Here is a 21867-nt window from a genome sequence, read left to right as displayed (position 1 = left end):
GGTTTTGGAGAATTCTGTACAGCCGCTTTGGGCCCAGAACAGTCCTTTCCTCCGTCCAGTAAGCCGACGCTCAGATCCGCCAGTAGGTTGGCGCTTGGCTCACGGAAGCCTTTTGCCCCTGCGGTAGTGCACCGGCGAGAGCCGTTTGATGGGATCGAACTGCGCCATGTATTCGGAGACCTCCCACAGCCACGCCTCCTGAACTTCATACCTCGAGTCGTACAGGATCCAGACGAGGAAGTCCCATTCGTAGTTTGTCGCCTTTGGCACCCAAGTCACAAAGCTGCCCGGCTTCCCGCTCGGCCGGTTGCCCTTTACTTGATAACGCTTGCCCTGGAAAACGAAATCGTAGCCCTTCTGCACAGCCGTCGCACCATACATGCATGCGGAGTACTGCTCCGGCGTAAGCCCCAACAACATTGCCGCATCGTATTCGGACAGAGTTGAGGTAATCGAGGGCGCATTGCCGAACGCCTGCTCCCACTTGAGAGCCGTCTGGACGAGTTGCTGACGGAGTTGCTGCATAAGCGCCCTACCTAGATTTAGCCATAGGCATTTCAGGGACCTATTCGGAAACCTCAGGCGAACTGAGCACTGGGACGCTCTCAAGGTCGCACATGAGCACGGCGTGATCAGAGATAGAGTTAGCCTGACCGCAAAGGGAGAATTCACCGATGGTTGTCAGCACGACTGGATGCGTCGCCCGACATTGGCGTGTAACCAGCACATGGTCAATCTCGCTGCGCACTCCGTTGTGTCCATGGTACGTTGCCCCTACCGTTGCCACGCGGGTCCACCCGTTTGCCAGGATGGCCTGGAGGTGCCTGCCCTTCTGATACCCAAGAGATTTCAGGGAAACGTTCAGGTCCCCCAGAATGACCGCTGGCTGCTCACAAAGTCGCGCTGCCAGGTCCGAAGCCCACTCCCATGCCGCGAGCAGATGCGCCGCCTCAAGACGGTCGTAAGCCGGGACGCGCATACCCACAAGCGTGATTTCGTCCGTGCGGACGCCAAGGACATTTGTGCGCAGGTGAGGTTCGTGCGTCGGTACCTGCAAGTCGACCTGCTCGATGGGCTTACGAGACGCAATAAGTACCCTGTTCGCATGTACTCCACTCGGGGCTGCAGGTGAGATGAGCTGATGGCAGTACCCCGATTCGAACAGCACTCGCCTAAAGGATTCTTCTTCGCTCTTCGGATAGAACTCGTTCAAGCAGATGAGGTCCGCGTCCAGGGCGCAAGCAGCATGCGCCGCCTCCGGTCTGAAAGTCGTCCGGCCAACCCTATGATTGACATTCCAAGTGGCTATTCGCATGCGGTTCCCGTTCATCATCCCGCCGACCCGGTTGCAGCGAAGCATGTCTCCCGAGCCGAAACTCGGGACAGAACTTTTCTCCTTCGCTACCTCGTATGCACACGATAGTTGAAGCTCACCGTCCCTGGCGAGGGGCATTTGTCATGTCTTCGAACATGGCGACGGCGGCGGGAACACGCTCGGGTACGCGCCTCGAAACTCGGCTCCCAAGCGAATTGGGCCTCGTCGGTGAATGTCGGGTTGTGGCCGATTGTTGCCCGCCGTGTGGTCTGTGCGCACGCGTTCCGGAAATGGCCTACGCGACTTTGCTTAGTCGGAGCTTGCTCGCGGCCGTCCTTGCCCAGAACCGCTAGGTCCCGACCTCCTGGCACAAACGTCAAGCCCTCACAAGCCGGCTGACCGCCAACACGTCCGCAGGGGGGACTGGCCGGCGGATGTTCGTCTCTGCCTCCCAAACATGCGCGTCAGGCCGGACGGTGCGGTGGTATGCGCTCAGAAGCGGTAGCGCCAAGCGCAGCGGGGCCGTCGTCCCGGGTTGCAGGCGCGCTTCAACGACGACCGGGGTCCCAATTAGCCCCAGCTTCAGAGCAATAGTGGGATGGTTTTTCAGCGGCATGAACACGGCCTCCCCACCGAAGTGGTCGAAAAAGACCCGCGTCCCGTTTGCTCGCGCGCTGCATTCAGTCAGGCAAAACCAGAGCATCCCGTTTCGCGCTCGCTCTTGACCGGTACCGACGAAGTAGCTGCTCCACGCGCGGCGCATGTCCTCCTTTTCGCTGTCGGTGAACAGGTGACCCCACTGCGCGAGGAACTCCGCCTGGTGGCTTGCGATGTCGGTCAAGCGAAGATCATGGTTGCTGAAGTAGCCCGGCATCGGCTCGCGTGTGCAGTGGTACCCACGGACGGGCTGAGTCCGCAAGTAGTCTTCCAGGTCGTATTGCAGGCGCCCCGCGAGAGGGTCCTGCGTGAGGGAGTCTATGTACTCGTGCTGCCTAAAGAGGTGCTCCAAAGGCTTCAGGCGCGCGAGGAACGCGGCCGGCATGGCTTCAACATCGTCGAGCCGAATCGGCTTCATCTCGGGCATCTGCTGGCCGAGGCCTGGCGGGACCTCGCTGCCCCAGCGACGGAAGCAATTGCCACGGCTTTGAGCCTGGACGCCGCCTTGGAAAAAGATGCGCCCGAGTTCGCACAGACCGCAAGCTGCTGGAACGAAACGTGAATCTCCGGGGTGATGAACATGTTGAGCGACTGCTTCATGGCGCATTCTGCATCGGCCTCGAAGTTCCGGTGTTGGCCGATATTACCCATTCCCCACTCACACGAACTGATCGAACGTCAGCAGCCATTTCATCTAGAGTAGGCTGAGGAGCCGAAGGGCGTCAACAAGTTGAACACCAGGAGGTGGCAAATGGGGAACCTGCTTATCCGGTCAGGTAACTACATCCGAGACCGAAGAAATTTTCTCAATTTTGCCGTCGTGTGCTTCGGCACAGTTGCTTCTGTTCTCGCACTTATCATTTTTGGCTCCTACGGCGGATGGGTATTGTGGGTCTCACTCATCATTGCCTCATACGCGGGCGGATATCTTTGGGGTGTCGTTTTTTGGGCTGTATTTCTGAAGAATATCTTTCGTCAGAAATGAACAAGAAACGGCGTGCGAGCAGCGACCCGCGTAATTTGCCCGTCGAAGGTGAACCTGTTGTGGACCCTCACCTTTGGGACACCTCGCGAGTGTGCCCATTGATGCGCTGGTCGGTGAATTAGACGGGTGCATCGAAGATCCGCTTTTGGCCGCACCTGCCCGTCACGGCTTTGAGCGGGTGAAGAGACTCAGTTTCTGCTTAGACCTGAGCTGCTGATGTTGCAGTTCATCGACGAACAGCACCCCGACGTCGATGCCGTATGGTTCATGCAGCTCGCTCGCAAGTCGGTCTTCGGCGAGGTACACCTCATCAAGGTCGAAGATTCCTATTGGGCTTATGTTCATTCGATGCCCCGGACCGTCATGGTTCGCGTCGCCCAAGCCTCCCAGCATCTCCACCGCACGGCCTTAGGCGGCCTCCGCGTCATTCGCTGCGAACAACTGCGACGAGATGTAGGAGCGTTCCTCTCGACGAGTAACGTCGTACGGCGGTTGCTCGTTCAGCCAAAGGTTCTCCTGCTTCATGAGGAAGTAGGCAATGTATACAGGCATCAGTGAGGACCTCTCAACCGGAGGGTTGCAATGAACTTTCGGTTTTGGCCGAGAGCAGCATCAGGGGGCTGCAGCCAAAGACACACCTGAACGCTCCAACCGGTAGCTCAAGCGGTCGGGGACCAACTGTGCTCCTAACCGCTCATAAAAATCGATTCCTCTAGCGTTGGAAGATTTGACCGTCCAATCAATTCGGCAGCAACCATGGTCAATTGCGAACCGGGCGACCCATTCCATCAAAGCACGCCCGACCCCTCGGCTACGTTCCTCAGGCGCGACGAAGAGCTCCTTCAACGCGCATTGCAGCCGCTTATCTGGCTCCGGCTCCACCAGCGAAGCAACAAGGTAAACGGCTGCGAATCCGAGCAAGCGGTTGTCCTGGGATGCCGTAACCAGGTGAAGCTGCGAGTCGCCGCTGCACAGGCGCTGTAGATGCGCGTTGAACGTCTCCCGCGCCAAGCGAGAGCCGGGGGGTTGTAGTGGGCGTGCAACTGCGCGAGCAAGTCGACCATCTGGTCATGCTGCTGATGGTGAGTAGGCCGAGATGCAACGTTTCCGCTCCGCTGGTTGGGCTGATGGGCGATTTTGTCTCTTCAGCGCTTATCTTTGAATGTCTGGTTGTGGCCGACTGTAGCCGGTCACGGCCTTGGAGCTTCGGACCCACAAGAGACATAGCAGCATCTCTGAAAAAGTCATTCAAATTGCGGAGACCTCCGCTTGACACTGGCAGCCCACCTGAAGAAGACGGCGATGGCCAGCAATCCTGCAAAGGCAACTCCTTCGAGCCATGCCTCGCCCAAACGGCCATCGAGACATGTCCCTTGCTGTTGGTCAGTGGCGACTACCCAATTTTGGTACTCGTCGTGGTCCGGGAGCCTTTTGTTCTGATCGATGAAAGTCCGTGCGTAACGGGACACGACCTCGATGTGATCTTGATCGGAGGGGCTGATTCGGTGCGTCAGGTGCGTGGCATCAAAACACGCGATGACAAAAATCGGTGCCGCGAGGATCAGAGCGAACCAAGAGATCGCCACGCAAAGGGGCTCCAGCAGGCGTGCCAAGATCGGCGTTCGGTAGCCGTCAACTTGCCGAGTTTGTGCCATTTGGTTTGAGCCTCCGTGCAAAGGGCGAAATTGCTGCCGCAGGCTATCGCGGGTTGGTTCGAGCTTGATGAACTCCGAATGAAATCTTGCGGCGCATCCGGTGAACCGCAAGGTGCCCTGCAGCCTCTAAAAATCAGCCACCTTGCCCCACGCCGACTTGTTGAACCGGTCCGGCCGGAACGGCGCGGCATCGAAGATCGGTGCTGCGCCGGTGACCAGGTCGGCGATCAGGTGGCCGGCGCCTGGACCGATGCCGAAGCCGTGCCCGGAAAAGCCCGCGGCAAGGATGAATCCGGGCACCCCCGGCACTTCTCCGACACCGGGGACGCCGTCGGGCGTGCTGTCGATGTAGCCCGCCCAGGTACTGGCAATGGGAGCCTTGCCAAGTGCAGGCAACAAGTCGACGGCACGGCGGTGGGTCTCGCGCACGCTCGCGGGGTCGGGCTTGGGATCGAGGATGCGCGCCCGCTCCATGGGCGTGGGCGCGTCCAGCTTCCATCGCGCGCGGGTTTCATGACCCCAGCGAATGCCTTCCAGGCCGCCGGGAAACACATTGCGCCAGCGCTTGGCGAACATAGGCAAGAACTGCGGCGCGAAGCGCATCAGCTGCGGCGTCGGGTCCACGCGCCCACGGCCGCTGATGGCCAGGATGTAGCTGTTATCGGGGCGCCGGGTAACGGCGACACGCGGGCCCGCCAGGGCGTCCGGCAGGCGCTGTTCGAGCGGGGACACGCGCACGATGGATTGGCGCACCGTGGCGAGCGGGAACTGCACGCCGAGCTGGTGGCAGAACGATGACGCCCACGCACCCCCTGCGAGAACAGCAGTGCGGGTCTTGATGGTCCCCGCTTCGGTGATCACGCCGCTGACCCGGCCGCCCTCAAGCTCGATGCCCCGTGCTGCGCAGTTTTGGTGGACGCTGCCGCCCAGCTTCATCAACGCAGCTGCCACGGCGGGCGCCGCCTTGGCGGGATCGGCAGTGCCGTCGGTGGGCGAGAACACGCCGCCCCTCCATGCGCGGCCGGTCGCCTGACCCCGCTGCGAGGCCTGCCGGCCGCTCAGCATGTGCGTGGTCACGCCCGCCGTCTTCGCGAAATCGCGCCAGCGGGCCCAGCGGGCGATTTCGTCGTCGTCGTCGCTCAGGTAGAGCAACCCGTGGCGGTTGAAGCCCGTGTCTTCACCCGTATCCGCGGCAAACTGCTCCCACAGCTCCAGGCTCTTCGTGGCCATCGGCAGTTCGCGGGCGTCGCGATTCTGCTGGCGGCACCAGCCCCAGTTGCGGCTCGATTGCTCGGCGCCGATGCGGCCCTTTTCAACCACGGCGACCGACAATCCCCGTCGGGCCAGGTAGTACGCGGTAAACACACCGATGATTCCGCCGCCGATCACGACGACGTCGGCACTGGCCGGCAGGTTGGGCGAAGTCTCGACGAGGCGCAGTGGCTGTGACATGGCTGAAGTCCGATCGTTCAGCAAGTATCGGCGGCAACGCGGCCCAGATGGTTCACGGTCGACAAAAGCACCACTCAAAAATGCCAGCCCCCTGCGGATTGACAAAGAAACTGCTCGGGATCCGCAGCGATATGGCATCTCCTGCAATGGGGGCAGTCCTAGACTTGTTTCACCTCAACGCAGCAGGTCTACCATGATCTTCAAACCCAAATTCATCAGCTTCGATTGCTATGGCACGCTCATCAACTTCGAGATGGGCCCCACGGCAAAAGTCCTGTTCAAGGACCGCGTCTCGGCCGACCGGATGCCGGCGTTCCTGAACAGTTTCAAAGCCTATCGCCTCGATGAGGTGTTGGGCGAATGGAAGCCTTTCTACGACGTGGTGGAGAACGCCATCCAGCGTGCCTGCAAGGCGCACGGCGTCGAATGCCTGGCATCGGATGCAGCCTCTCTGTACAACGCCGTGCCGACCTGGCAGCCGCACCCGAACGTGGTTGAAGTGCTGGAGGCAATCGCGCCGCACGTGCCGCTGGTGATCCTGTCGAACTCGATGGTCGACCTCATCCCTCACAGCGTCGCGCACCTCAAGGCGCCGTTCCACGCGGTCTACACCGCCGAGGAAGCGCGCGCGTACAAGCCGCGCATGCAAGCCTTCGAGTACATGTTCGACCGGCTCGGCTGCAGGCCCGATCAGATGATGCATGTCTCGTCGAGCTTCCGATACGACCTGATGACGGCGTCCGACCTGGGCTTCATGGCCAAGGCCTTCATCGACCGGGGTCACGAGCCTACGTCGACCGAATATGGCGTGAGCCGCCTGACCGACGTTCGTCAGCTTCCCGCACTGCTCGGACTCTGATGTTCAGCCCTGACCCCCGACCGGGACCTCAGAGGGCGATGCCTGACGAACGCCCGAGCGAGGTTGCCGCGCTGAGCACCGCAGCGCCCAACCTCGCGCCAGCCGAGGTGCAGGCACTGGTGGCGCGCCTCTACGGCATCGACGGCCGTGTGAAGTCGCTGGCCAGCGAGCGCGACCAGAATTGCGCTGTGGAGTCCACCGATGGCACGCGCTACGTGTTCAAGATCAGCAACCCGTCAGAGCCGGTGGCGCTGGTCGATTTCCAGATCGCGGCCCTTGAGCACATCGCCCGCACGTCGCCCAGCCAGCCGGTGCCCCGCGTCGTACGGACGCTGGACGGCCGCACGCGCGACACCGTGACGTTGGCTGACGGCGCCTCGACCACCGTGCGCATGCTCACCTACCTGGAGGGCATCCAGATCCGGGAGACACCGCGCACAGCCGCGCAGCGCGTGGCAATGGGCAAGGGACTGGCCGAATTGAACCTGGCCCTGCAGGGCTTCACGCACCCCGCGGCCAAGCACGATCTGCTGTGGAACGTGTCTGCCGCGCACCGCCTCACCGTGCAGCTCGACAGCCTGGTCGAAGGACCGCGCCGCGCACTGGCCCAGTTGTTCATGGCGCGCTTCACTGACCACGTGCTGCCCCGCCTTGCGTCGCTCCGCGCGCAGGTGATTCACAACGACTATCACCTCTACAACGTGCTGGTGGCGCCGGACGACCCGGCGCGCATCACCGGCATCATCGACTTCGGCGACATGCTCCATGCGCCACTGGTCGGCGAGGTGGCGACGGCTGCCGCCTTCCACATGACTGGCAGTGCCGACCCGTTCGAGGGAGCGGCGCAATTCGTCAGCGCCTACCAGGCCGTTCTGCCGCTGACCGATCCGGAGCAGGACATCGTCGCCGACCTGATGGCGACGCGCCACCTCATCACGGCGTTGATCTCGGAGTGGCGCGCCCTGCGCTATCCCGAGAACCGCGCCTACATCATGCGTCACAACCCCGCGGCCTGGGAGGCGCTGTCGCAGCTGGCAGACCTCTCCCGCCACGAAGCGCGCAGCCGCTTGTTGACCCCAAAACGAAACGGAGCTTCCTCATGAAAACCACCGCTGACTTCAACATGGTCAACGCCTACATCCCCGGCCGCGCCAACGTCGGGCCCGCCACCGAGGCCATGATCGCGCGGCGCAATGCGCTGCTCGGCCCGGCCTACCGGCTGATGTACGAACACCCGTTGCACATCGTGCGCGGCGACGGCGTGTGGCTGCTGGACCCCGAAGGCCGCCGCTACCTCGACGTCTACAACAACGTGACCTCGCTCGGCCACTGCCACCCCGCGGTGACCGAGGCGATCTGCCGCCAGGTGCAGACGCTCGCGACCAACACGCGCTACCTCCACGACACCATCCTCGAGCTGGCCGAACGTCTGATCGCCAGCGTGCCCGGCACCGACTTGGCCCACCTGATGCTGACCTGCACCGGCAGCGAGGCCAACGACCTGGCCTATCGCATCGCCAAGGTACGCACCGGCGGCACAGGGGTGATCGTCACCGACACGGCCTACCACGGCATCACCGACGCCGTGTCGCAGTTCTCGCCGTCGCTGGGCGTGACCGTCGACCTCGGCCCGCACGTCCGTCTGGTGCCGGCGCCGCGCCAGTACCACGCCGAAGGCGTCGACCTTGGCGAGCGCTTCACGCGCGACGTGGAAGCAGCGATTGCCGACCTGCAGCGCCACGGCATCAAGCCGGCAGCCTTGATCGTCGATTCGCTTTTCACGAGCGACGGCATCCTGCCCGAGCCTGCGGGCTTCCTGAAGGGGGCGGTCGAAGCGATCAAGCGCGCCGGCGGCCTGTTCATCGCCGACGAGGTGCAGCCCGGCTTCGGCCGCACCGGGGAGCACATGTGGGGCTTCCAGCGCCACGGCCTCGTTCCCGACATCGTCACCCTGGGCAAGCCGATGGGCAACGGCCAGCCGATCGCAGGCCTCCTCGCGACGGCCGACGCCCTGGCGGAATTCGGCAAGCACTCCCGCTACTTCAACACCTTCGCGGGCAATACGGTCTCGTGTGCAGCGGCCCTGGCAGTGCTGGAGACCATCGAGCGGGAACGGTTGGTGCCGCACGCCGCCAAGGTCGGCAAGGTGCTGCTCGACGGCATCGCCGGGCTCGCCGCAAAGCACGAGGCCGTTGGCGATGTGCGGGGGGCCGGGCTCTTCGTCGGCGTGGAGCTCGTGTCGGACCGGACGACACGGGCGCCGGACCGCGGCCTCACCAGCAAGGTGGTCAACCTGATGCGCGACAAGGGCGTGCTGCTCAGCGCCTGCGCCCAGGGGCACAACGTGCTCAAGATCCGTCCGCCGCTGGTGCTGTCGGCGGAGCAGGCCGGCATGGTGATCGAAGCGCTCGATGAATCGCTTGCCGAGGCGCAGCGCATGCCGCGGACTTGACCGTACCATGACGCCATGAGCTCGGCAGTTCCGTTCGACAGGTTTGACCTCAAGATCCTCGTGCATCTACAGCGCGAGGGACGCTGCTCGAACGTCGATCTGGCGGCGTCGCTCGGCCTCAGCCCCAGCCCGTGTCTGCTGCGCACCAAGCGGCTACAGGAGTGCGGGCTGATCCGCGGCTACGGCGCCGACATCGCGCTGGAAAAGCTGGGGGATCACGTCACCGTGTTCTCGGAGGTCACCATCAGCAGCCACCGGCCGCATGATTTCCGCAAGTTCGAGCAGGCCGCCTCGAAGTACGAGGAGATCGTCGAGTGGTACAACGTCAGCGGCGGCTACGACTACCTGCTGAAGATCGTGGCACCCGGCGTTGGCTATTTCCAGGCGCTGATGGAAAAGATGCTGGAAGACGATATCGGCATTGAACGCTTCGCCAGCCGCATCGTCCTGCGCCAGTCGCTGGGACGCCGCGGCTACCCGCTGGGTATCATCGCAGCTCAAAAGCGATGGGAGTGATGGTTGTGTGCCTCAGTCGAGCTTCATCCCGGCACTCTTGATCAGAGGGCCCCACTTGTCACGCTCGCTGCGCGCGAAGCGGTCCAGACTGTCTGGCGTTCCGCCCGCAGCCTCGTGACCGAGGTCCAGGAGACGCTGTCGCGCCTCGGGCAGTGCCAAGATTTTTGCAATCTCTGCGTTGAGCTTTTGAACAATGGCGGGAGGCGTCCCATGGGGCGCATAGAGCCCGTTCCAGGCAATGACCTGGAAGCCCTCCAGTCCTTGAGACGTTGCCGGCTGGGTGCCTGGCAGAAGCGGCGACTCCTTGAGGGACGTCACCGCCAACGCCTTCAGCTTGCCACTGGCAACAAAGGGCCGCGCCGCGCTCGCCGTATCGATGGCCACCAGCACTTGTCCGCCCATGAGATCGGTCATCGAAGTGCCAGAGCCTTTGTACGGCACGGCCCGCATGAGAGCGCCACTTTGCTTCTGGATGAGTTCCTGCACCAGGCGCGAAGTCGTGCTCGGGAGCCCGACATTGATTGCATCAGGCCGCGCCTTCGCATCGGCCAGCAGATCCGCCATGGTCTTGTACGGCGCGTTGGGGTTCGCAAGAATCACCATGGGGAACGTGCTGATCAACGCCACCGGCTCGAAGTCCTTTGCCGGATCGAATGGCATCGAGGGATAGAGGAACTGATTCAGCACATGCGTGCCATTGGTGCCCATGAGCAGGGTGTAGCCATCGGGAGCGGCTCGCGCAACTTCCGCGGTGCCAATGTTGCCGCCCGCGCCCGCACGGTTCTCCACGACCAGAGGCTGCCCCAGCGCGCGACCGAGATGCTCAGCCAGATAGCGCGTTGCGACGTCGGTCCCCTGCCCTGCCTGGTAGGGAACGACGATGCGTATCGGCTTGGTGGGATAGGTCTGAGCCAAAGCAGAATGGCTCGAGAACGCCAGCAGGGCCAGCAAGATTCCAGTGATGCGCTTCATGACATAGTCTCCAGATATTGTTGTGCGGGCTGTTCGCCCTGCCTCGAGGCACTGCTACGGGCAGACGCCGGTTACCTGCAAGTGGTTGATGTGTTCTTCATCAAATCCGGCCTCGCCGAGGACTTCTCTCGCGTGTTGTCCAAAGCGCGGAGGACGCCCGGTTGGCCGGCCGGGTGTTTGCGATAGGCGAACGGGAACACCGATGCCTTGGTAGCCATCGAGCTTCACCTGCATGCTGCGGTGCACGGCATGCGGTTGCGAGAAGGCCTCGAGCACCGTGTGCACCGGTCCCACCGGCACGCCACTTCGCATGAGCGTGCTGCACACCGCCTCTCTCTGCCATCCTGAAAGTACAAGCTCGATGCGGCTTCGCAGCTCGTCGCGGTGCTGCAGCCTCGCAGAGTTGCTCGCGAAGCGCGGGTCTTCGATCAGCTCCTCGAGCCGCATGACGGTACAGAACTTCGCGAACTGACGGTCGTTGAGGATCCCGAGAAAGACCAGTCCGTCCTGGCACTGAAACTTGTCGTAGGGAGCGATGTTCGGGTGCGCGCTGCCCAGCAGGCCCGGAACCTCGTCGGAGTACATCCAGTTTGCCGCGTGCGGCACCAGCAAACTCAGGGCAGTGTCGAACAGCGTGGCTTCGACGCGTTGACCGGAGCCTGTCCGATCACGGTGGTGCAGCGCCAGCAGAATGCCCGTGAGGGCGCTGTAGCCCGTCAAGTGATCGACGATGGGAATTCCCATACGCGTCGGTCCCGACGACGGGTCGCCGTTGACGCTCATGATGCCGCACATCGCCTGCAGCACCGCGTCATAGCCCGGCAATCCACCCAAGGGACCGTCTGCGCCAAAACCCGAGATGGCGCAGTAGATCAGGCCGGGAAAGCGAGGCTTCAATTCGTCCTCGAAATCCAGCCCCCACCGCTGCATCGTGCCGGGGATGAAGTTCTCGACGAGCACATCGGCATCCTTCAGGAGATGCAGCAGCGTCTCGCGGCCTTCGGGATGGGCCAGGTTCATTGCCATACCGCGCTTGCCGCGGTTCACCGCCGTGAAATAGGCCGCGTCGCCCTCCTCGTTGAAAGGCGGGCCGAGTGTGCGGGTCTCGTCGCCCGCTGGCGGTTCGATCTTGATCACTTCGGCGCCATGATCCGAAAGGATCTGGGTGCACAAGGGTCCAGCCAGAACCCTCGACAGGTCGATGACGCGCAGCCCGGCTAGCGCGCCGTGCCCATTGGCACTTCGCTTTGACGAATTTGGCATGGCCGATCTCGAGAGGCACCGCCGTGGTGAACTGACGTGAGCCAGCCGCCAGGGCGATCCCGTTTTGCAAATCATCCGCACCCCGTGCGGGGTGCGATGGCTCAGCCGCGCGTGGGCAGCTCGACCACTCCGGAGCCGAGCACGGAAAGCTCGTCGTCCTGGTTGTGGGCTTCCTGGGAAATCTCCACCAGGTGACGTCCGTTCTCGACGAATTTGCGCTTGACGTGTCCCTTGATGAACAGCATGTCGCCCTCGGGGTTGTGCCGCCGGATCTTGCAATGCGCCTTGCGCAGGAAGCCTTCGTCACCTGCCCAATTGGTCAGGTGGTGCGTGAGCCACGAGGTGCGTTCCGGGCCGTAGTCGTAGGCACCCGGCGCGCCGACTTCCAGTGCGAAGTCCTCTTCCCAGTGCACGCGCTCCGGCACATCGGGAATGCCAAAGCGATTCGTGATGCCCACACCCGGGTGAGCGTCGATCAGCTTCCACGCCAGCTTGTTCGCGCGGATGTACAGCCCGCCCCATCCTTGGGCATACGCGATGAAGCCCGTGACGGTCATCGGTCCCTTGAACATGGTTGGCAGCGCCTCGCCCTCCTTCACGTCCTCCCAGTAGCGCGGCGTGCTGCCGCGCACCTCCTCCTTGGCGTAGAGCCTGTAGGCCTCCTGGATTTCTTCGGTCGAATAGCGGCGCGGCGCCTTCGCACGCACTTCCTTGTACTTGCTTCCCTGCTCGCGCGCATGGTCTCGCTCGGTCCGGAAGCACCAGCTGTCCGCCTCGGCGACCTTGTCGCCGTGCTGATTGAAGAAGTCGACGTGGTAGGTCTGTTGAACCGCCCGGCCGGCGAACTTGGTCTGATGCACGACCAGATCCTTGAGATAGGCTTCGGTACGGATCGTGTCGTTGCGATTGACAGGCTTGTGCCACTCCCAGTCCGCGCCCGACCACATGGCGTGCACACCCGGCAGGCCGCCGACATACCCGGAGACGATCCGGCTTGTTGAGAACAGGAAGCTCGGCAGCGCGATGATGCCGCCGTATTTCGACTTTGCCGCGTAGTCGGGATCGCACCAGAGCGGGTTGTCGTCGCCGATGCCGTGCGCGTAATGCCGGATGTTGTCGCGGGTCGCTTCATAGCACCACGGTTCGGCGGTGGCGCCGATCTTCTGGCCGATGCGCTCGCGCAGCTCGTCCAGGCCGTTTTCAGTGATCTTCGGGAAGGTTCTTTCGGTGGTGGTGGTGGACATGCCGTCTCCTGTTGAATGAAAGGAATGAAGGGGTGGGTCAGGAACTGGTTGCGACGCTGGCGGCTTCTTGCTCGCGCAGCATTTTTCGGTGGATCTTTCCGGCGGGCGTCTTCGGCAGCTCTGTGACGAAGCTCACCTGCCGCGGGTATTCGTGCTGGCTCAGCCGGGTGCGGACCGCGTCCTGGATCTCCTCGACGAATTTCTCTCCGGCTGGACGATCCGAAACAACAAAGGCCTTGACGACCAGGCCGCGAAGGGCATCGGGTACGCCGATGGCCGCAGCCTCCTTGACGTCGGGGTGCTTCAAGATGGCGTCCTCGACCTCGACCGCGCCGATCGTCCAGCCCGCCGAGATGATCACGTCGTCGGCCCGGCCGCCGTGCCAGAAGTAGCCGTCCTCGTCGATCCGGCCCAGGTCCTTCGTCGCGACCCATTCGCCGCGGCGCCAAAGCTTCAGCTCGCCGGTTGCACCGGGCGCGCAAGGCTTGCCTTCGGTGTCCTGCACCTCGACGCGAAGCCCTGGAATAGGCTTTCCGAGCGAGCCGGCCTTGACGGGAAAGTCCGGTGCACCGGGATAGGACACGAGGCACACACCGATCTCGGTCGTGCCGTACATGCTGCAGGCCTTGTGGCCGAAAGTCGCCTCGATGAACGAGGCGGTCTCGCTGTCGATCGGCTCGCCGGTGAAGGACACCTTCTCGAGCAAGTAGCGATACTTCGAGGCCGCGCCCGAGTTGCGCATCATCCGGTAGTGGGTCGCCGCGGCCGACAAGGTGTTGAAGCGATGCGTCTCCAGGGCCTGCAACAGCCGCTCGCCGCTGAACTTGCCGGCATAGGCGCCAATCGTGACACCCATGGCGAGCGGTGCCAAAGTCCCATGCCAGAGGCCATGGCCCCACGCCGGCGACGACGGACACATGAACCGGTCGCCAGGCCTCACGCCCGTGCCATACAGCGCCGCGAGCATCAGCGTCACGATGGCGCGATGCGTGTGCTTGACCGCATCGGGCAACTCCCTCGTGGTCCCGGATGTGTATTGAAAGATGGCGAGGTCGTCCGCTCGCGTATTGACCAGGAAGTTGGGCGAGAAGCGGCCGAGTGAAGCGAGGAATGCGTCGTCTGCCACGAGCACCTTCATGTCGTCGCTGGCGGGAACGACTTCCGACTTTTCGGTGTTGGTTACGACCAGGCGGGGCTTGCAGTCTTGGACCCGCAGGCGAATTCCATCCGGACCAAACAACGTGAACATCGGGACCGCAATGGCTCCCATCTTCATCGCGCCGAAGATCGCCACGTAGAACGCCAGCGAAGGCTCGAGCATCACGGCGACGCGATCACCCGCCTGCACGCCCTCCCCGACAAGAAAGTGAGCGAACCGCGAGGAGGCCTCGGAGATCTGCCGAAAGCTGATCGATTCGTTCTCGCCCGACGCCCGGACGAGCACGACGGCCTCGCCCGCATCGACATGGCGATCGATGCACTCATGCGCAATGTTCATGACCTGCGCGTCTCCATCGAAAAGTTCCCACAAGCCGGCCGCGCTGCAGTGGGCTTGCGCATCCGCGTAGGAGGTGTAGTGCGTCAGGTTCGTCATGGCCGTCTCTCGTCTTGCTTACTGATGAAGAGACTTTGCGCGCCGGTCGATTAATTGTCAATAGCGTCTATGAATTGTCTATGGACAATTGCTGCCAGAAACTCCCCTTGAAGTCATGTCGGAATCGGCGGAATGTTCACCGGGCAAAGCGTCGTATGCTTTGCAAAACTTGTGACCTCTACCCGTATGCCTGCTGCTGTTCCAGTACCTCCCCCTGCCAACAAGGGGCCTCGCGTTCGCCCCGTGCCGGCGGTTTCTCGCGCGCTGGCCATCCTTCAGTTGCTGGCCAGGTCCCCCGAACCGTTGACGCTCAAGTCGATTTCGGAAGGCCTCGACCTGGTAACGAGTACGTGTCTGCACATCCTGCGTGTCCTTGTCGACGAAGGCATGGTCAAGGTCGAGCCGGGAACGAAGCGGTACAGCCTGGACGTCGGGGTGCTCTCGCTGGCACGCAGCATGGCTGAGAACAATCCGTTCCCAGCCCGCATCCAGGCCGCACTCGATCGGCTGTCCGAGGCGTGGAACGTCACCACGATTGGCGTCAAGGTCTCCGGGGTCGACGACCTTGTGGTGCTTTCGCTCGCTCGCTCGCGCGGCCCTTTTCGCCTCTATGTGGAGGTAGGCAGTCGGTTCCCTGCACTCACCAGCGCGACGGGACGACTCGTCTCCGCCTACGCCGATCTGTCGGATGCGGAGTTGGCCCGCCGTTTCAAGACCCTGGCCTGGGAGAACCCTCCCGAGCTTGAAACCTGGAAGAAGGAAGTGCGTGCGGCGCAACGCAAAGGATTCGCCATCGATCGCGGCAACTACATGAGCGGCATCACGGTGATTGCCGTTCCGATCTTCGACGCCCAGAAGCGCATGACGCACGCACTGGTCGCGCTCGGTGTGGCAGATCAGCTGACGAGCGAGCGCACCAAGTCGCTGACCGTGGACCTGGTGCGAGAGGCAAAGGCATTGTCATGACCGGCGCCGAGCCCACAGGCGAGCGCGATGGTGTGATCACCGCATTGCAAGACGCCGGCTGGCGGCAGCGCGCCCTTCGCGGCTTCGCAGAGCGCATGGGGCCCTTGTGGACCCGAAAGGAAGCAGAGGGATGGGCGTACGGCATCCTCGCGACTCCGGACCATTTGAATCCGGGGGGGTTTGTCCATGGGGGCGTGCTCTGCGCCCTCTTCGACCATGTCGTCAGCGCCGTCGCCTGGGAAGCGGTGGACCGCCGCGCATGCGTGACGGTTCACCTCAACACACAGTTCCTCACGGCGGCTCGCGAGGGACAGTTTCTCGAAGCACGCGGTAGCGTTGTACGCGTGACATCCACGCTGGTCTTCGTGGAAGCCGCGCTGAATTGCGGCGACGCGGAGTTGCTACGGGGTTCCAGCGTGCAGAAGATCATGGGCTGAATCCAGCGAGCCTGAACTGGTTCGTTCAGGGCTGAAAGCCCGAGCGCCGCACCACCGGCTCCCACTGCTGGCGAAAGCTCTTGAGCATCTGCGCGGTCTCGGCCTGCGTGCTGACGATGGGCGTGATGTAGGCCGCATTGGCGGCCTTTTGCAGCGCCGGGTCCTGCATGACGTCACGGATCGCGATGGCCAGCTGCTGCACCTTGGCAGGCGGCATCGCGGCCGGGGCGAAGAAGGTGTTCCAGCCGTCGGCATCGATCTTCATGCCGGCCTCGCGGAAGGTGGGAATGGCGGGCGCGAAGCTCACGCGCTTCTTGCCCGAGACGGCCAGGATGCGGATCTTGCCGGCCACGTGCTGCGCGTAGAGCGAATCGAGCGTGTCGATGGCGATCGGCAGGTTGCCGCCGGTCAGGTCGGCCGAAAGCGGCGCCGATCCGCCGTAGCCCTTGATCTGCGGCTGCACGCTGAGCGCGTCGCCCACCATCAGGCCGAAGAAGTGAGGCAGGCTGCCGGTGGCGGGCACGCCGAAGACGGCCTCTTCCGGATGCGCCCAGAGCCGGCCCACGAGGAACATCGCGCGGTCGAGCTGCAGCTTGTTGCCCACGGCCAGCGCGAAGTCGTAGCTGCTGACCTGCGACACCGGCACGAAGTCCTTGTCGGGGTCGTAGCCCAGATCCTTGAACACGAGCGGCGCCACCACCATGACCGCGGGGTTGCCGAGCATCAACACGTTCTGTCCGGCGGGCGCGCGCTTGGTCTCCTTGGCGGCCAGCCGGCCGCCTTCGCCCGGTCGGTTTTCGACCGTCACCGCCACGCCGAGCCTCGGGCCGAGCCGCTCGGCGACCAGGCGGGCGATGCGGTCGGTGCTGCCGCCCGCGGTGTAGCCGACCACCAGCGTGAGCGGACCGTCGAAGATCGGCGTCTGGGCGTGGGCCAGCGGCGCGACGCATGCGGCACACGCGGCGAGCGCGAGGCACCATGTGGTGAGCTTGCGCCGGGAAAAGAATGCGGTCATCGGATCTCCTGCTTGCGGTGGTGGCATCGACACGGGCGCGCGCAGGCCTTCGCGGCGACAATCGCCGGCCTGCGTTTGTTTCATCCCGTGTAATTTGTTACCGTTTATACGCACGCCACAAACAGTTGATCTAATCCATCACTTGCCTGCCGAGGCGCGCGGGCCACACCCTTTTCACCGCTTTCGATTTCCTATTTCCGCTCGCCATGCACGGTCCGCAAGACATGCCCGCTTTTCCCGACGCCAGCGCGGTGCTTGCGCCGAACTCGCTCGACGACCTGCTCCTGTACCGGTTCTCGCGCGCGGTGCGCGCCAGCAACGGCATGGCCACGCGCCTGGTCGAAGGCGGCTTCGGCATCACGCGGCGCGAATGGGGAATGATCGCCACGCTTGCGCAGCAGGGCGAGATCCGCTCCTCGGCGCTGGCCGCGCACCTGCACCTGGACCGCGTGCGCACTTCGCGCGGCCTGCGTGGCCTGGTCGACAAGAAGCTGGTGGTGCGCCGGCAGGACGCCGAGGACCGGCGCGAAGTGCACGTGCGGCTGAGCCCCTCGGGCCGGCAGCTCTTCGACCGCGTGTTTCCGCGCATCGCAGAACTCAACGTCGATCTGCTCGAGGGCATCGCGCCGGCGCACCTCGACATCTTCCTGCAGTGCCTGCAGCACCTCGAACAGCGCGGCAACGCTTTGAGCGCGCAGGGCGTGGTGGCTGAGAAAGCCGACCGGCGATCTGGCGGCACGCGGCACCGGTGGCCGGAATCGCGCCAGGTTTAGCGGTTTAGCGGCACCGCGCTCTCAGCGCAGATCGAACAGCGCAGCCGCGTTGCCCCACGCAATGCGCCGCGCCACGTCGGGCGGCAGTTCGCCAAGCCAGGTGCGATAGCCGCGCATGATCTCGTCGTAGGCGCTCCAGCGCTGGTTCACCCAGGTGTCGGAGCCGATCATGAAGCGCTCCGGATACTTGAGGATCAGCGCGCGCCACTCGGGGCACAGCCTGCCGCCTTCGCAGGTGAGCCCCGGCCGGTACGACAGCTCCCCCATCAGCAGCGGGTAGCGTTCCAGCAGGGCCTGCACCCGCTCGATGGGTGCGCCGCCGATGCCGGTGTGCGCCCAGATGAGCCGAAGGTTCCGGCCCTTCGAAGGCGCGTTGGCCATCAGCAGGTCGATCGCCACGTCGTCGACATGCGCGAGCACCGCGAGCTTCTGCCGCTCCGCGAGCGCGATCAGTTTCCTGGCCACCGGCCCATTGGCATTGGCGCTCTCGTACAAGTGGAACTCGCCGATCCCGCGGTAGGGCCCGCTCGCGGTACCGCGTGCCAGCTCGGCCAGCACCATCTCGTGGATGGTCTCGTCGCGGAACCAGTTGCTGTAATCGTCGCGATTGCGGTACAGCCGCACGAAGGGCACCACGGTCACGCCCGCGGCGCGGGTCTCGCGCGCCGCGGCCAGCGTCTGCGTGCCGGCGTTGGGCCGCGAGTTGGCCACGATCGCCGTCACCTGGTTGCGCTGCATGCGCGCGAGCGCTTCGGCAGGCGGATAGGGCCCGGTGTTGCCGTCCCAGGCTTCCTGGTTGTAGTGCAGGTGCGTGTCGAACAGCGGGCCGTCGTAGGCCTGCGGACCTTGTGCGGCCTGGCCATGGGCTAGGGGCAAGCAGGTGGCCAGGACAAATGCCGCGAAGGGCGCAATGGCTCTCATGTGATTGCTGAAGATGGAACGCATGTCGATCGGTCGGTCGTCTCATTCTGGACCCGTCCTCGATTCAGCGCGAGCGCGCCTGCGGAGCCTCGGTGGGTCAAAACGCCCAGTTCCCTTTTCGGCCGCCCAGCCGTGTAATAGAACCGCGTGACCGGCTCCCGCGTCCGCGCCATGGAACACGATATGGAACCTCTCATCCTCGCCCGCGTCCAGTTCGGCTTCACGATCTCGTTCCACATCATCTTTCCGGCGCTGACCATCGGGCTCGCGAGCTACCTGGCCGTGCTCGAAGGCCTGTGGCTGCGCACCGGCCGCCAGGTGTACATCGACCTGTACCAGTTCTGGATCAAGATCTTTGCCGTGGCCTTTGGCATGGGTGTGGTGTCGGGGCTGGTGATGGCCTACCAGTTCGGCACCAACTGGAGCAACTTCTCGCGCTTTGCCGGCGGCGTGACCGGACCGTTGCTGGCCTACGAGGTGCTGACCGCGTTCTTTCTCGAAGCGGGCTTTCTCGGCGTGATGCTGTTCGGCCGCGAGCGCGTGGGGCCGGGCCTGCACTTCGTCTCGACGCTGGCCGTGGCCGTTGGCACGCTGGTCTCGGCCACCTGGATCCTCGCATCGAACAGCTGGATGCAGACGCCGCAGGGCCACGAGATCATCGACGGGCGCGTGGTGCCGGTCGACTGGTTCAAGGTGATCTTCAATCCGTCCTTCCCCTATCGCCTGGCGCACACCGTCACCGCAGCCTACCTTGCAACGGCGCTGATGGTGGGCGGCGCGGCGGCCTGGCACCTGCTGCGCGGCAACGACAACACGCGCGTGCGCACCATGCTTTCGATGGCCTTGTGGATGCTGCTCGCGGCGGCGCCGCTGCAGGCGCTCATCGGCGACCAGCACGGCCTCAACACGCTCGAGCACCAGCCCGCCAAACTGGCCGCGATCGAAGGCCACTGGGAGCGCACGCCGAAGGGCGAAGGCGTGCCGCTGATTCTTTTCGGCTGGCCCGACATGAAAGCCGAGGTCACGCGCTTCGCGATCGAGATTCCACGCGCGGGCAGCCTCCTGCTAGCGCACAGCTGGGACGGGCAGATTCCGGCGCTCAAGGACTTCGCACCGGAAGACCGGCCGAACTCGGCCATCGTGTTCTGGACCTTCCGCGCGATGGTGGGCCTCGGCGTGCTAATGATCGCACTGGCCTTCTGGGGGCTGTGGCTGCGCCGCGGGCAGAGGCTGTATTCGCAGCGCGCGTTCCTGCGGCTTGCGGTGGCGCTCTCGCCCGCGGGCCTGGTCGCCATCCTGGCCGGCTGGTTCACCACCGAGATCGGCCGCCAGCCCTGGGTCGTCTACGGCCTCATGCGCACGGCCGATGCGGTCTCGCCGCAGCATTCGACCTCGCAGGTCGGGTTCACGCTCGCACTGTTCGTCATCGTGTACTTCGTGGTGTTCGGCGCAGGCACGGCCTACGGGCTGCGCCTGATCGCCAAGGGCCCCACGGGCGACCATGGCGATCCGCCCATGCATGGAGGGCCCGGGGAACCGCGGCAGCCCATGCGCCCGCTTTCAGCAGCACCGGAGTCCGACGATGGGCATTGATCTTCCCCTGATCTGGGCCGTGATCATCCTGTTCGGCATCATGATGTACGTGGTGATGGACGGCTTCGATCTCGGCATCGGTATCCTCTTTCCGTTCTTGCCGGCCAAGGAAGACCGCGACGTCATGATGAACACCGTGGCGCCGGTGTGGGATGGCAACGAGACCTGGCTGGTGCTCGGCGGGGCCGGGCTACTGGCGGCGTTTCCGCTGGCCTATGCGGTGATCCTCAGCGCGTTCTACCTGCCGCTGATCCTCATGCTCGTGGGGCTGGTGTTTCGCGGCGTTGCGTTCGAATTCCGCTTCAAGGCGCGGGCGGGCAAGCGGCGCTGGTGGGATGCGGCCTTCATCGGCGGCTCGTTCACCGCCACCTTTTTCCAGGGCGTGACGCTGGGCGCGTTTCTCAACGGCCTGAAGGTGGTGGACGGCAATTTTGCCGGCGGCTCGTTCGACTGGGTCTCGCCGTTCTCGCTCTTCACGGGACTCGCGCTGGTTGCGGCCTACGCGCTGCTCGGCGCCACCTGGCTCGTGATGAAGACCGAAGGCCGTCTGCAGGTGCGCATGCGCAGCCTGGCGCGGCCCCTGGCGTGGCTCATGCTCGCCGTCATCATCGCGATCAGCATCTGGACACCGCTCGCGCACAAGGCGATTGCAACGCGGTGGTTCAGCCTGCCCAACCTGCTGTACTTCGCGCCGGTGCCGCTGCTTGTGGCGCTCGTGGTGTACAAGCTCTTGCAGGCGCTGCGCGGCGACGGGCACGCGTCACCTTTCGTTCTCACGCTGGCCCTGCTCTTTCTCGGCTACACGGGGCTGGGCATCAGCCTGTGGCCGAACGTCATTCCGCCGGACATCTCGATCTGGCAGGCGGCAGGGCCCGCGCAGAGCCTGGGCTTTGCGCTGGTGGGAGCGCTCCTGATCATTCCCATCATCCTGATGTACACGGCTTGGAGCTACTGGGTCTTTCGCGGCAAGGTGCGGCATGGCGATGGCTACCATTGAAGACCCAGGCCCAGGCAGGCGCAAGTGGTTGCGCCGCCTCGGCTGGCTCGCGGCCATCTGGCTTGCAAGCGTGGTTTCGCTTTACCTTCTTTCCCTGGTGCTTCGCTTTGTCATGAACGCCGTCGGTCTCGGCCGCTGAACGAGGGCGACCCCCTGCCGCCTACCCAAGGCGTCGGCGCCGTCCGACAGGGGGTGTCCCGC

24 protein-coding genes are annotated in these 21867 nt (G+C 63.9%); 12 read left to right on the top strand and 12 right to left on the bottom strand.

Annotated features, from left to right (window positions below):
- Positions 1-99: 99 nt before the first annotated feature.
- The 3 genes from BLR24_RS05400 to BLR24_RS05390 form a co-directional block, all read right to left on the bottom strand.
- Complete coding sequence (locus tag BLR24_RS05400; RefSeq protein WP_093013787.1) at positions 100-525, bottom strand: hypothetical protein; 426 nt, start codon at positions 523-525, stop codon at positions 100-102.
- 40 nt (positions 526-565) lie between these two features.
- Positions 566-1315 (bottom strand): endonuclease/exonuclease/phosphatase family protein, encoded by a 750-nt coding sequence (locus tag BLR24_RS31230; protein ID WP_175543186.1) that lies wholly within the window; start codon positions 1313-1315, stop codon positions 566-568.
- 376 nt (positions 1316-1691) lie between these two features.
- Positions 1692-2156: a hypothetical protein gene (locus tag BLR24_RS05390; RefSeq protein ID WP_139188721.1), complete on the bottom strand. Its 465-nt coding sequence runs from the start codon at positions 2154-2156 to the stop codon at positions 1692-1694.
- A gap of 9 nt (positions 2157-2165) precedes the next feature.
- Here BLR24_RS05390 and BLR24_RS30865 point away from each other — a divergent pair, with 9 nt between their 5' ends.
- Together BLR24_RS30865 and BLR24_RS30285 are read left to right on the top strand one after the other, a co-directional pair.
- Positions 2166-2534 (top strand): hypothetical protein, encoded by a 369-nt coding sequence (locus BLR24_RS30865; RefSeq protein WP_139188720.1) that lies wholly within the window; start codon positions 2166-2168, stop codon positions 2532-2534.
- A gap of 639 nt (positions 2535-3173) precedes the next feature.
- Positions 3174-3515, top strand: coding sequence for a hypothetical protein (locus BLR24_RS30285; protein WP_139188718.1), 342 nt, complete (start codon positions 3174-3176; stop codon positions 3513-3515).
- A gap of 54 nt (positions 3516-3569) precedes the next feature.
- On the opposite strand, the gene BLR24_RS05375 is transcribed toward BLR24_RS30285, so the two are convergent.
- The 3 genes from BLR24_RS05375 to BLR24_RS05365 all read right to left on the bottom strand — a co-directional run bounded on the left by BLR24_RS05375 (position 3570) and on the right by BLR24_RS05365 (position 6064).
- Positions 3570-3968, bottom strand: a complete 399-nt coding sequence (locus BLR24_RS05375; RefSeq protein ID WP_254787177.1) for a GNAT family N-acetyltransferase — start codon at positions 3966-3968, stop codon at positions 3570-3572.
- 233 nt (positions 3969-4201) lie between these two features.
- A complete protein-coding gene (locus tag BLR24_RS05370; protein ID WP_139188717.1) occupies positions 4202-4570 on the bottom strand; it encodes a hypothetical protein in 369 nt (122 codons plus the stop codon).
- Positions 4571-4738: 168 nt separating this feature from the next.
- Positions 4739-6064: an NAD(P)/FAD-dependent oxidoreductase gene (locus BLR24_RS05365; protein ID WP_093013769.1), complete on the bottom strand. Its 1326-nt coding sequence runs from the start codon at positions 6062-6064 to the stop codon at positions 4739-4741.
- 193 nt (positions 6065-6257) lie between these two features.
- Here BLR24_RS05365 and BLR24_RS05360 point away from each other — a divergent pair, with 193 nt between their 5' ends.
- Genes BLR24_RS05360 through BLR24_RS05345 form a run of 4 tightly spaced genes read left to right on the top strand, consistent with a single transcriptional unit; the run spans position 6258 to position 9891 of the window.
- A complete protein-coding gene (locus tag BLR24_RS05360) occupies positions 6258-6923 on the top strand; it encodes a haloacid dehalogenase type II (protein WP_093013766.1) in 666 nt (221 codons plus the stop codon).
- Between the two features lie 38 nt (positions 6924-6961).
- Positions 6962-8026 carry a phosphotransferase gene (locus BLR24_RS05355; RefSeq protein ID WP_093013763.1) on the top strand — a complete coding sequence of 355 codons (1065 nt, stop codon included), beginning with the start codon at positions 6962-6964 and terminating at the stop codon, positions 8024-8026.
- A complete protein-coding gene (locus BLR24_RS05350) occupies positions 8023-9375 on the top strand; it encodes an aspartate aminotransferase family protein (protein ID WP_093013760.1) in 1353 nt (450 codons plus the stop codon). The genes BLR24_RS05355 and BLR24_RS05350 overlap by 4 nt, the downstream gene beginning before the upstream one ends.
- A 15-nt stretch (positions 9376-9390) precedes the next feature.
- Positions 9391-9891 carry an Lrp/AsnC family transcriptional regulator gene (locus tag BLR24_RS05345; protein WP_093013757.1) on the top strand — a complete coding sequence of 167 codons (501 nt, stop codon included), beginning with the start codon at positions 9391-9393 and terminating at the stop codon, positions 9889-9891.
- 12 nt (positions 9892-9903) lie between these two features.
- Here BLR24_RS05345 and BLR24_RS05340 read toward each other — a convergent pair whose 3' ends face one another.
- From BLR24_RS05340 to BLR24_RS05325, 4 genes are all read right to left on the bottom strand, one after another.
- Positions 9904-10863, bottom strand: coding sequence for a Bug family tripartite tricarboxylate transporter substrate binding protein (locus BLR24_RS05340; RefSeq protein ID WP_093013754.1), 960 nt, complete (start codon positions 10861-10863; stop codon positions 9904-9906).
- Positions 10864-10917: 54 nt separating this feature from the next.
- Complete coding sequence (locus BLR24_RS05335; protein ID WP_093013751.1) at positions 10918-12126, bottom strand: CaiB/BaiF CoA transferase family protein; 1209 nt, start codon at positions 12124-12126, stop codon at positions 10918-10920.
- A gap of 101 nt (positions 12127-12227) precedes the next feature.
- Entirely contained in the window at positions 12228-13370 is a 1143-nt protein-coding gene (locus BLR24_RS05330) for an FAS1-like dehydratase domain-containing protein (protein WP_093013748.1), read from the bottom strand.
- Between the two features lie 37 nt (positions 13371-13407).
- A complete protein-coding gene (locus BLR24_RS05325) occupies positions 13408-14964 on the bottom strand; it encodes an acetate--CoA ligase (protein WP_093013745.1) in 1557 nt (518 codons plus the stop codon).
- A gap of 243 nt (positions 14965-15207) precedes the next feature.
- Here BLR24_RS05325 and BLR24_RS05320 point away from each other — a divergent pair, with 243 nt between their 5' ends.
- The gene (locus BLR24_RS05320; RefSeq protein WP_254787176.1) at positions 15208-15930 is read left to right on the top strand and encodes an IclR family transcriptional regulator; all 723 of its coding nucleotides are present in this window, start codon (positions 15208-15210) and stop codon (positions 15928-15930) included.
- Entirely contained in the window at positions 15927-16367 is a 441-nt protein-coding gene (locus BLR24_RS05315; RefSeq protein ID WP_093013739.1) for a PaaI family thioesterase, read from the top strand. The genes BLR24_RS05320 and BLR24_RS05315 overlap by 4 nt, the downstream gene beginning before the upstream one ends.
- 25 nt (positions 16368-16392) lie before the next feature.
- Here the strand turns inward: BLR24_RS05315 and BLR24_RS05310 are convergent, their stop codons facing one another.
- Positions 16393-17382, bottom strand: coding sequence for a tripartite tricarboxylate transporter substrate-binding protein (locus BLR24_RS05310; protein WP_093014734.1), 990 nt, complete (start codon positions 17380-17382; stop codon positions 16393-16395).
- Between the two features lie 224 nt (positions 17383-17606).
- On the opposite strand from BLR24_RS05310, the gene BLR24_RS05305 reads away from it, so the two are divergent.
- Positions 17607-18155, top strand: a complete 549-nt coding sequence (locus BLR24_RS05305) for a MarR family winged helix-turn-helix transcriptional regulator (RefSeq protein ID WP_254787175.1) — start codon at positions 17607-17609, stop codon at positions 18153-18155.
- A 21-nt stretch (positions 18156-18176) separates the two neighbouring features.
- Here the strand turns inward: BLR24_RS05305 and BLR24_RS05300 are convergent, their stop codons facing one another.
- A complete protein-coding gene (locus BLR24_RS05300; protein WP_093013733.1) occupies positions 18177-19100 on the bottom strand; it encodes an amidohydrolase family protein in 924 nt (307 codons plus the stop codon).
- A gap of 159 nt (positions 19101-19259) precedes the next feature.
- Here BLR24_RS05300 and BLR24_RS05295 point away from each other — a divergent pair, with 159 nt between their 5' ends.
- From BLR24_RS05295 to BLR24_RS05285, 3 genes are read left to right on the top strand one after another with little or no spacing between them, the layout of a single operon-like run.
- On the top strand, positions 19260-20669 hold the full coding sequence (locus tag BLR24_RS05295; RefSeq protein ID WP_093014731.1) for a cytochrome ubiquinol oxidase subunit I: 1410 nt from the start codon (positions 19260-19262) through the stop codon (positions 20667-20669).
- Positions 20659-21666, top strand: coding sequence for a cytochrome d ubiquinol oxidase subunit II (gene cydB / locus BLR24_RS05290; RefSeq protein WP_093013730.1), 1008 nt, complete (start codon positions 20659-20661; stop codon positions 21664-21666). The genes BLR24_RS05295 and cydB overlap by 11 nt, the downstream gene beginning before the upstream one ends.
- On the top strand, positions 21647-21805 hold the full coding sequence (locus tag BLR24_RS05285) for a DUF2474 family protein (protein ID WP_139188716.1): 159 nt from the start codon (positions 21647-21649) through the stop codon (positions 21803-21805). Before cydB ends, BLR24_RS05285 begins: the two co-directional genes overlap by 20 nt.
- Positions 21806-21867 lie beyond the last annotated feature (62 nt).

It is taken from the genome of Variovorax sp. OV700 (assembly GCF_900099805.1).
In the GTDB taxonomy this organism is placed as follows: Bacteria; Pseudomonadota; Gammaproteobacteria; order Burkholderiales; family Burkholderiaceae_C; genus Variovorax.
This window is presented reverse-complemented; position numbering and strand designations above follow the sequence as displayed.